Origin of the sequence: uncultured Microbulbifer sp. (genome assembly GCF_913055755.1) — a bacterium.
Taxonomy (GTDB): domain Bacteria; phylum Pseudomonadota; class Gammaproteobacteria; order Pseudomonadales; family Cellvibrionaceae; genus Microbulbifer.
Genome location: NZ_CAJXKH010000119.1, coordinates 1 through 10,022 on the forward strand (window position 1 = coordinate 1; position 10,022 = coordinate 10,022).

Genomic DNA, 10,022 nt, shown 5'->3' on the forward strand with positions numbered 1-10,022 from the left:
CGCATCCGCTACACCACTTCCCACCCGGTGGAGTTCTCCGATGCGCTGATCGATGTGTACGCGGAAGTCCCGGAGCTGGTGAACCACCTGCACCTGCCGGTTCAGAGCGGTTCCGACCGTATCCTGATGGCGATGAAGCGCGGCCACACGGCGCTGGAGTACAAGTCCAAGATCCGCCGCCTGAAGGCGATCCGCCCGGACATCTGCCTGTCCTCGGACTTTATCATCGGTTTCCCCGGTGAGACGGAGCGTGACTTCGAAGCCACCATGAAGCTGATCCAGGATGTGGGTTTCGATATTTCCTTCAGCTTCATTTATTCCCCGCGTCCTGGTACCCCGGCCGCGGACCTGCCGGACGACACTCCGGAAGAGATCAAAAAGCAGCGCCTGCAACTACTGCAGCACCGCATCAACCAGCAGGCGGCGGAAATCGCCCGCCGCATGGTGGGCAATGTAGAGCGTGTGCTGGTGACCGGCGTGTCCAAGAAAGACCCTGGACAGCTGCAGGGACGGACCGAAAACAACCGAGTGGTCAACTTCCGCTTTGACGACATGGCGCTGATCGGCAAGTTTGCGGATGTATTGATTGAAGAAGCACTGCCGAACTCCCTGCGCGGCACCCTCGTCGCTTCCGAACTGGATGGGCCGCTTGGCTAACACTCGAGTTTCGGGGCAACTACTTGAGGGCCCGGTGGCGGTCCTGCTACCGATCCCTCTTTGCGAGACACGCCGTGAACCCATCCCTGGGGGCTCTTCGAAAAAGTCCCTTTTTTCGAAGGTCTCGCAAAGAGGGATCGGTATCAGAACCTTCGCATTAAGCCTGGCAATGGTCGATCAACGAATAGGTCAGGTATTACTCCGAACTTTAAATCTAAGGCCCTGATGCCGGGATTCGTTTCCGGGACCGTACGCGGCCATGGATGGCCGCGTCCGAGCGCACAGGGATGTGCTTGTAGCGTGTCCCGGAAACGAATACCGGCAGCAGGGCCGCCACAGGAACAAGCTACGAAGCCCAACTACCTACGAAGCACCAATCCCCCCAAATACCAAGCACCAAGCCCCCAAAACAGCCAGTGACCACAAACCGTCATACTCCGCTGTTATAAGCCCCGAGACTGTTTAGAACCCATTCGTCACAAAGCACCCTTTCCCCTACAAGGAAAATGGGTATACCCTACAGACTGAACCCTCAGACAAAAGGTGCACGGAAACCAATTTGGAAACACAAGCCCTCGCTCACAGCATCACCCTGGAGCCCAATGACGCCCGCCGCCTGGCCAACCTCTGTGGCCAATTCGATCAACACCTGCGCCAGATAGAACAGCGACTGGATATCGAGATCCGCAACCGCGGCAACCAGTTTGCATTCTACGGAGACGCCGAGTCCGCCCGCGCTGCCGGCGAGATTCTCAGCAACCTGTACAAGGAAACCGGCGCGAAAGATGACCTGACCCCGGACGAGATTCACCTCGCCCTGCAGGAATCCGGTGTCGAAGAGCTGGCGAAAGGTGCCAGTGAAGATGCGGGCGACCAGGTAGTCCTGATCCGTACCAAAAAGTGTTCCGTGCGACCCCGCGGTCTCAACCAGCGCAAATACGTGCGCGCGGTGCAGACCAACGACATCAACTTCGGTATCGGCCCCGCCGGTACCGGTAAAACCTATCTCGCCGTTGCCTGTGCCGTAGAAGCCCTGCTGAAGGACGAGGTGGAACGCATCCTGCTGGTGCGCCCGGCGGTGGAAGCCGGTGAGAAGCTCGGCTTTCTGCCCGGTGACCTGAGCCAGAAGGTCGACCCCTACCTGCGCCCGCTATACGACGCCCTGTACGAGATGCTCGGTTTTGAAACCGTCGGCAAGCTGATCGAGCGCAACGTGATCGAAGTGGCGCCGCTGGCGTATATGCGCGGCCGCACCCTGAACAATGCGTTCGTGATTCTCGACGAGAGCCAGAACACCACCCGCGAGCAGATGAAGATGTTCCTGACCCGCATCGGTTTCGGCTCCACCGCGGTGATCACCGGTGACCCCAGCCAGATCGACCTGCCCCGCGGCCAGGCTTCTGGTCTCCGCCATGCGATCGAGGTGTTGGAGAAGGTCAACGGCATCAGCTTTACCCACTTCGGCGCCAAAGACGTGGTGCGCCACCCGCTGGTACAGCGCATCGTTGAAGCCTATGACGTGCACGAGGCGGAAGTGGAAGCTGAACGCGAGGCCCGCAAAGCGGCGGCTCTGAAGGCCGCTGGAGAAGATGCGGCCTGATCGCCGCACTCTGCCATGAGCCAGACAATCCCGGCGCAATCCCCGGCGCCCGCTGAATCCGAGACTGTTGACGACAAGGTCGCACTCGATGTTCAGCGGGCAACTACCCAGTCCCCCCTGCCCTCCGACGAAGCGCTCACCACCTGGGCGACTGCCGCCGTGGGCGAACAACGGGACTGTGCGGAAATCTCCCTGCGCATTGTCGATGAAGCGGAAAGTCAGGCGCTCAACAACCAGTACCGCGGCAAAGACAAGCCCACCAATGTGCTCTCCTTTCCGGCGGATATCCCCGCGGAACTGGGGCTGCCCCTGCTGGGAGACCTGGTAATCTGTGCCCAGGTGGTGGCGCGGGAAGCGGAACAACAGCACAAGGCGCTGTCTGCACACTGGGCACACATGGTGGTCCATGGCACACTGCATCTTCTGGGTTACGACCATATCGAGGACGATGAGGCCGAGATCATGGAAAATCTCGAAACCCGTATACTGGCGCAGCTGGGGATTGCCGATCCCTACGCGCCCATTGACGAGCCTGCACAGGGCGTGCAGATCACAGAACATTCAAACGGAACCGATGAGTAACCCGGAGTATGGCCACATCCATGACCACCGACGAACCCCCAAGTAGCTCCTCCAGCCGGCCCCGATCGGGGGAGAAGAACTGGCTGGAAAAAATACTTGGCGCCTTCTCAGCCGAACCCAAATCCCGTGACGAACTGATGGAGATCATCAAGGACGCCGCGGAAAACAAGGTGGTAGACGCTGAGGCACTGTCCATCATCGAGGGTGCGCTGGACGTCTCCAACCAGCAGGTGCGGGAAATCATGATTCCGCGCTCGCAGATGGTGGTCGTCTGTATCGACGACGACCCGCAAGAATTCCTGCCCAAGATCATCGAGTCCGGCCACTCGCGGTTCCCGGTGGTGGGTGAAAGTATCGACGATATCCGCGGTATCCTGCTGGCCAAAGACCTGTTGCCGCTGGTGTTGAAGGGCCTGGACGAGTTCCGTCTGGAAGACATCATCCGCCCCGCCACGATCATTCCCGAGAGCAAACGCCTGAACATCCTGCTGCGGGAGTTCCGTGAGAACCGCTATCACATGGCGGTAGTGATTGACGAGTACGGTGGCGTATCCGGCGTGGTCACCATCGAAGATATTCTCGAGGAAATTGTCGGCGAAATTGAAGACGAGACCGATGAGGAAGAAGCGGACAGCTTTATCCGCCGGGTCAGTGACAATGACTTTGTGGTGAAGGCGCTCACCCCCATTGAGGATTTCAACGAGTACTTCGAGTGTGAATTCAGCGATGAGGAGTTCGATACCATCGGCGGCCTCATCATGCAGTCTTTCGGCCATTTGCCGGGGCGCGACGAAGTCACCCGACTCGGAAAATTTAAGTTCCGCGTACTCTACGCCGACAATCGCCAGATCCATCTGCTGCGCGTCAGTCGACTGGATCAGCCCGCGGAAGAGGACGGTTGAACCGTCCCGGGCCGCCGGTAGCGATCTGCGCTGGCGGCCTTCTGACGATACCCGTTTGCAGCCAGTAACAAATTCATGCGCAAATTAATCGCCCCACTTGCTGCCCTGATTGCCGGCGGCCTGCTCACCTTGTCCCTGGCACCATTCAATTACTGGTGGTGCAGTCTCCTTTCCCTGTCGCTGTTTGCCTGGCTGCTGGCACCGGGCGGCGCAGACAACCGGCTGTCTGCCTGGCGGGGCTACCGCCTGGCGCTGTATTACGGCGTGGGACTGTTTGCCACCGGCGGCTCCTGGGTATATGTATCGATAACGGATTTTGGCGGCTCGTCTCCGGCCCTCGGCGTTTTCCTGACCGGGGCTTTCGTGGCCATCCTGGCCGTCGTGTTTGCCCTGCCATTTGCCCTGATCGGCCGCCTGCGCGGCCACCCCGCCAGCTTTGCCCTCGCCTTTGCCGGGCTGTGGTTTTTGAGTGAATGGCTCCGCACCTGGGTGTTTACCGGCTTTCCGTGGCTGTTTGCCGGCTACGGGCATATCAACACCTGGCTCGCCGGCTGGGCGCCGGTAGTGAGTGTCTACGGTATCGGCCTGCTGCTGGCGTTCACCGCTGCGGTGCTCGCGCTGGTCGCCCGCGGCGCACTGGGTCCGTGGAAATCGGTCACCAGCATTGCCCTGCTAATCGCCGCGCTGCTGCCGTGGCCCATTGGCCTGTGGCTGCAAAATGTCGAATGGACAGCAAGCGAAGCAACCCGAGTCAACCTGGGGCTGGTACAGGCCAATATTCCCCAGGACAAAAAGTGGCTGCCGGAATTCCGCGGCGAGACCATCCGCCGCTACCAGAGCGCCACCGAGAAATTGCGCCAGGCCGGGGCCGACGTGGTCATCTGGCCCGAAGCCGCACTGCCCCTGCTGTACCATCACGCCCCCAACCTGATGGATGCGCTGCAACAGAATGCGGAGCAGACCGGCAGCGACCTGATCACCGGCATTCTCTACGATACCGAGCAGGACCAGCGCCGCGTGGTGCACAACTCCGCGGCGGTGTTTGGCAGCAACCAGCAGCTCTACCACAAACGCCACCTGGTGCCATTTGGTGAATATGTGCCGCTGGAGGACTGGATCCGCGGCACCATCGAATTCTTCAACCTGCCCACATCCTTTATCCGCCCGGGCCCGGAAGGGCAGCCGCCGCTACAGGCCGGTCATTTATCGTGGGCACCACTGATCTGTTACGAAATTGTCTACCCGCAACTGGTGGCGGACAGTGCTGGCGATGCGCAGGTACTGTTGACACTCAGTAACGACGCCTGGTTCGGCAAGTCCATCGGCCCGTTGCAGCATATGCAGATGGCGCAGATGCGCGCGCTGGAAACCCGCCGCTACCTGGTGCGTGGCACCAATACCGGGGTCACCGCGATCGTCGACCCGTCGGGCCAGATCACCGCCAGCCTGCCGCAATTCGAGCAGGCGACCCTGACCGGTAATGTCACCGCGCGCACTGGCGTTACGCCGTATATGCTGATTGGCACCTGGGGGATAGTCGCACTGGCCGCGCTGATGTTGCTTGCGGCCTGGCTACTGCAGCGCAACCCGGCAACCGCAACCGGTGCGGCCTTTGGCCAGGAACTCGCGGACTGAGTTCAAAATAGTGGGCGCATTCCGCGCCCATGTTTCGCCTGCTTTCACCCCGACTTCCCCCGGGGCCCCGTCAGATCCCGGCAGCACGGCTTGCGGCTGCTATTATCCACTGATATTTACCCGACGAAGCGGCCATCTGCGGAATATTGATGGAATAAATTCGTTGAGGTTGCGCGGGTCCGGGCGAGCACCGCCACCTGCGAACAAATAAATTTTTTGCACAAGAATCAATGTGCGGCACGGATGCCTGATTTATGCATTGTTTGATTACTGGCGGCACTGGCCTGATTGGCCAACTGTTTTGCGCACACTGGCTCGCCCGCGGCGGCAGCCTGACAGTGCTGAGCCGAAGCCCGGAAAAAGTACGCAGGCTATGCGGGGAATCCGCCCGCGGCGTACGCGACCTGCAGCAGGTCGAGGGCCCCGTCGATGTGGTGGTTAACCTCGCCGGAGAACCCATTCCCAAACGCTGGAATGCACGGCGCAAGCAGGAAATCCGCCGCTCGCGGCTGGAGACCACCGAGCAGCTGGTGCAGTGGATAATGCGGCAAAGCCAGCGCCCCCGTTATGTATTGTCCGGCTCGGCGGTTGGCTATTACGGTGACCGCGGTGGCGACCTGTTGAAAGAATCCAGTGGCCCCGGCGGCGGCTTCGCCGCGGAACTGTGCCGCGACTGGGAGGCCGCCACCCAGCCCCTGCAGCAGGCCGGCATCTGTGTCGGGACCATGCGCACCGCAATCGTGCTCTCCACCCGCGGCGGCGCGCTGTCGCAGATGCTGCCGGCATTCCGCCTGGGCCTGGGCGGCCCCATGAGCAGCGGCGAACACTGGATGAGCTGGATTCACGAGGAAGATATTGTCGGCCTGATGCTGCACGCCATCGACCGCCACCTGTGTGTGCCGTTCAATGCCTGCGCTCCGGAGGCGGTCACCAACAACAGCTTTTCCCGCCTGCTGGCGCGGCAGTTGCACCGCCCCTGCCTGATGCGCACACCGGCCTGGATGCTGAAACTGATGTTCGGGGAAATGGCGGAGGAATTGCTGCTGGCCAGCCAGAAAATGGAACCGCGCACCGCCATCGACAGCGGCTACAGCTTCCAGTATCCCACCCTGGAAAAGGCCCTGGCGGACCTGCTGGGGCCCCAGGGCAACGGCCACAGCCCGGGGCATCCGGCCAACTCGGCCAACTCCAAGTCACACTGAGAGTCACACTGAATGTTGCACTGAGAGTCCAGGTGGAGAGTCCCGCCGAACCCGATTTACCCGCCCGAAACGCACTGAGCCCGCAAATCGCGGGCTCAGTTGCTGTATCTCTGATGTGAAGCCGGCACTGCCGGCGCCCCCAGCCTGAACTCAGGCTGCGGCATTCGCGCTTGCCAGCGCCTCCTCCAGATAACCACAGGCAGTTTCTGAAGTGACCGCTTCGGCCTTGCACTCCATTGGTGCACTACCCACCCACTGGGCGTGCCAGCGGTACCAGTTGTGCCGGGTGGCGTCGCCCTGCGTTTTTTCCCGACGCAATTCGACAAAGTCGGTTTGCTCCGGGTCGAGCTTGAACTCGCGCACTATCTGCCCGACAAAGGTGGCGAAGTTCTTGGTGAACTGGGCACCGGCTCCGCTACCGGCAGAGAGCAGGACCAGCTGGCGTTTGCCGCGCCGGGTCAACTTGTAACCGATCCATACCGGGCGGTTGAGCCGGTTGTGCAACTGAATCGGCGACATTGATGCTGGGAAATCCGTCATCAGAACATACCTCTTTTTCTTTTTTGTTGTTATTCACCCCGGCAATCCAGCTTGTTGCTGCTGGTCTCACCGCGGACTGCGAATTCCAACTCGCACTCTCCGGGAGCCGCTCCTGGCTCCCTGTCCCACACCATCGAGAGGGGTGGGCAGTAGGTAAGGGCGCACATATTAGTTTTATCTGAAACTATCGGCAACTTCAGTACTGACCGCTACCAACCGGTCAGCAAATGCGTTTTTCCGGCAGTGGACGCCAGCGGTACCAGAAGTCCGCCAGTATCTCCCGCCAGTAAATCTGCGTACGCAGCAGCGCGCCGGCGCTGGGTAACCATAGCAGGATTCCGCTCTGCCCCCTGGGCAACAGCTCTCCGGGACTGCCCACCGGCATCTGCTGTACCTGCAAGCCGGCACGGGCAAACACTTCTGCCGCTCGCGGCATATGCCACCAGTGGGTTACCAGGATGACGCTTTCGACTCCGGAATCGTGCAAAAGTGCCGCCGAATCAGCGGCGTTTTCTGCCGTTGTCCGGCTGCAATTGTCACGCCAAGTTACCGGCCGCGAGAAAAGTTTTTCCAGAACCTCAGCCATCAAGCCGGCTTCAGAGGTCTTTTCATCCCGGTAAACCCGACCGCCGGACACCAGGAGCGGCAGGTCCCTGGGTGCATTGGTAACAGCCCAGACCACGCGCTCCATGCTGGTAACGGATAGGCGTTCGCCTCCCGTCAGAGCATCCCGGTAGCGGCCGCCGCCGAGGATCACCACCGCCGAGGGCTTCACCGTCGGTTCCACCGGGCTCCGGGATACCAGCTGCTGTCCCAGCCAGCCGGAAAAAGCGGGGGTCGCGCAGACCCACAGCGCGAGGACGCAGAGCATAGCCAGTGGCAATGACAGCTTGGCGACAGGTGAGGATGCAGGGAAAAAGTACAACAGCAGCGCCACCACCAGCCCCACGAGCGGGGCGAAAGGCGGCATCAGCAGTGAACTCAGGGCGGTATGCAGTTCCATATCGACCGGCAATCGTCCTTGGATAAGGTTTATATGAGGTTTCCGGGGATCAGGGATCGCTCAGGCCACCGGTGATCTGGCGAAAACAGCCGTAACCGCAGCGGTGGCAGGGGGTGATCTGGCTGTTGGCGGGCGGCAGTGCGCGATAGCCGCAGCCGAGGCACTGGAGTTCCACCCCCTCCCCCACGGTTTCCCCCGCCAGTGCCCAGGGCTGGCCGCGCTTGATACAGCGCATCAGGTTTGGCCAGGCGGTCTCGGTGGGGTCGGCGGCGTCCAGCAGCCAGTCACCGGTGCGCTCTTCCAGGGTCTGCAGCTCGCCACCCAGCCCGCGCAGGTAATCGGCGGCCCGGTGCAGGTCATCTTTCAACCAGGCCTTCAAGAAGGCGGTCCGGTTTGCGGACAGCTCTTCCACCGCGAGTTCACCCTCCACCAGCTTTTCCAGATCCTGGCGAATACCCGCCGTCAGTTCCTCGTCTTCCAGCATCAGATCGGGATTCAGGTCCTGTGCCGGCCCCTTTCCCCCACCTTTCCCTGTGCCTTTAGGTTCCTTACTCACCCCATCCCTCCTATAATTCGCCGTTTTCCGGCCGAATCGCCGCTGCGGTTGATTGGTCAGAATATCCCAATAGATCGAGTCACAGAGTATAGGTTCCCCACAGATGGAAGAGCAGTACAACCCCTCCGCAGTCGAAGCCGCCGCCCAGGAGCACTGGGAGGCCGAAAAAAGCTTCGAAGTGAAGGAAGACCCCAGCAAGGACAAGTTCTACTGCCTGTCGATGTTCCCCTACCCCAGCGGCAAGCTGCATATGGGGCACGTGCGCAACTACACCATCACCGACGTGATCTCCCGCTACCAGCGCATGCAGGGCAAGAACGTGCTGCATCCCATGGGCTGGGACGCCTTCGGCCTGCCGGCGGAGAACGCCGCGATCCAGAACAAGACCGCGCCGGCCAAGTGGACCTACTCCAATATCGACTACATGAAAGGCCAGCTGAAGGCGCTGGGTTTCGGCTTCGACTGGTCCCGCGAGCTGGCCACCTGCCAGCCGTCCTACTACCGCTGGGAGCAGTGGTTCTTCACCCGCCTGTACAAGAAAGGTCTGGTGTACAAGAAGAACTCCGCGGTGAACTGGTGCCCCCACGACGCCACCGTGCTCGCCAACGAGCAGGTGGAAGACGGCTGCTGCTGGCGCTGCGGCACCACCGTGGAACGCCGCGAGCTGGCGCAGTGGTTCATCAAGATCACCGACTACGCCGAAGAGCTGCTCAAGGACCTGGACCAGCTGCCGGACTGGCCGGAGCAGGTGCGCACCATGCAGCGCAACTGGATCGGCAAGTCCAAGGGTGTGGAACTCGCCTTCGCACTGCCGAACACCATTGCCGGCGTGGACCACTTCGACGTCTACACCACCCGCCCGGACACCCTGATGGGCGTGACCTACGTGTCGCTCGCCGCGGAGCACCCGATCGCGCTGGAACTGGCCGAGAGCAACCCGGAACTGAAAACCTTTATTGCCGAGTGCAAGAAGCAATCCATGTCCGAGGCCGATATGGCCACCATGGACAAGAAAGGCATGGACACCGGCCTCAAGGCCATCCACCCGCTGACCGGTGAAGAAGTGCCGGTGTGGGTCGCCAACTACGTGCTGATGGATTACGGCTCGGGCGCCGTGATGGCGGTGCCCGCCCACGACCAACGCGACTGGGAATTCGCCAAAAAATACGACCTGCCTATCAAGCAGGTAGTGAAGCCCGCGGGCGATGAATCCATCGACCTGGAAAAAGAAGCCTTCACCGACAAAGGCGTGCTGGTCAATTCCGGCGGCTTCGACGGCCTCGACTTCGATGCCGCCTTCAATGCCATCGCCGACGGCCTCGAGGCTGCCGGCAAGGGCCGCGTC

At 61.1% G+C, this 10,022-nt stretch carries 10 protein-coding genes; 7 read left to right on the forward strand and 3 right to left on the reverse strand.

The genetic code is table 11. The annotated features are described in order from the left end of the window. From QZ511_RS15200 to QZ511_RS15225, 6 genes are all read left to right on the forward strand, one after another. A partial coding sequence (locus QZ511_RS15200; protein ID WP_295803616.1) for a TRAM domain-containing protein occupies positions 1-657 on the forward strand: 657 nt, incomplete at its 5' end. 559 nt (positions 658-1,216) lie between these two features. Continuing rightward, the gene (locus QZ511_RS15205) at positions 1,217-2,257 is read left to right on the forward strand and encodes a PhoH family protein (RefSeq protein ID WP_295803617.1); all 1,041 of its coding nucleotides are present in this window, start codon (positions 1,217-1,219) and stop codon (positions 2,255-2,257) included. Positions 2,258-2,272: 15 nt separating this feature from the next. After that, positions 2,273-2,839, forward strand: a complete 567-nt coding sequence (gene ybeY, locus QZ511_RS15210; protein ID WP_295803619.1) for an rRNA maturation RNase YbeY — start codon at positions 2,273-2,275, stop codon at positions 2,837-2,839. 20 nt (positions 2,840-2,859) lie between these two features. Next, positions 2,860-3,741, forward strand: coding sequence for a transporter associated domain-containing protein (locus QZ511_RS15215; protein ID WP_295803630.1), 882 nt, complete (start codon positions 2,860-2,862; stop codon positions 3,739-3,741). A gap of 75 nt (positions 3,742-3,816) precedes the next feature. Then, positions 3,817-5,376: an apolipoprotein N-acyltransferase gene (gene lnt / locus QZ511_RS15220; RefSeq protein ID WP_295803621.1), complete on the forward strand. Its 1,560-nt coding sequence runs from the start codon at positions 3,817-3,819 to the stop codon at positions 5,374-5,376. A 254-nt stretch (positions 5,377-5,630) separates the two neighbouring features. Beyond that, positions 5,631-6,578 (forward strand): TIGR01777 family oxidoreductase, encoded by a 948-nt coding sequence (locus QZ511_RS15225; protein WP_295803622.1) that lies wholly within the window; start codon positions 5,631-5,633, stop codon positions 6,576-6,578. 150 nt (positions 6,579-6,728) lie between these two features. Here the strand turns inward: QZ511_RS15225 and QZ511_RS15230 are convergent, their stop codons facing one another. The 3 genes from QZ511_RS15230 to QZ511_RS15240 form a co-directional block, all read right to left on the reverse strand. Further along, positions 6,729-7,118: a hypothetical protein gene (locus tag QZ511_RS15230; RefSeq protein WP_295803624.1), complete on the reverse strand. Its 390-nt coding sequence runs from the start codon at positions 7,116-7,118 to the stop codon at positions 6,729-6,731. Between the two features lie 220 nt (positions 7,119-7,338). Continuing rightward, a complete protein-coding gene (locus tag QZ511_RS15235; protein ID WP_295803626.1) occupies positions 7,339-8,121 on the reverse strand; it encodes a YdcF family protein in 783 nt (260 codons plus the stop codon). 49 nt (positions 8,122-8,170) lie between these two features. After that, positions 8,171-8,677: a hypothetical protein gene (locus tag QZ511_RS15240; RefSeq protein WP_295803627.1), complete on the reverse strand. Its 507-nt coding sequence runs from the start codon at positions 8,675-8,677 to the stop codon at positions 8,171-8,173. A 103-nt stretch (positions 8,678-8,780) separates the two neighbouring features. Here QZ511_RS15240 and leuS point away from each other — a divergent pair. Then, positions 8,781-10,022, forward strand: a 1,242-nt coding sequence (gene leuS, locus QZ511_RS15245) for a leucine--tRNA ligase (protein WP_295803628.1), incomplete at its 3' end; no start/stop codon positions are given.

Coding starts and splice junctions, on each gene's coding strand:
- ybeY (WP_295803619.1), top strand. CDS start 2,273: ATGAGCCAGACAATCCCGGCGCAATCCCCGGCGCCCGCTGAATCCGAG.
- QZ511_RS15215 (WP_295803630.1), top strand. CDS start 2,860: ATGACCACCGACGAACCCCCAAGTAGCTCCTCCAGCCGGCCCCGATCG.
- lnt (WP_295803621.1), top strand. CDS start 3,817: ATGCGCAAATTAATCGCCCCACTTGCTGCCCTGATTGCCGGCGGCCTG.
- QZ511_RS15225 (WP_295803622.1), top strand. CDS start 5,631: ATGCATTGTTTGATTACTGGCGGCACTGGCCTGATTGGCCAACTGTTT.
- QZ511_RS15230 (WP_295803624.1), bottom strand. CDS start 7,118: ATGACGGATTTCCCAGCATCAATGTCGCCGATTCAGTTGCACAACCGG.
- QZ511_RS15235 (WP_295803626.1), bottom strand. CDS start 8,121: ATGGAACTGCATACCGCCCTGAGTTCACTGCTGATGCCGCCTTTCGCC.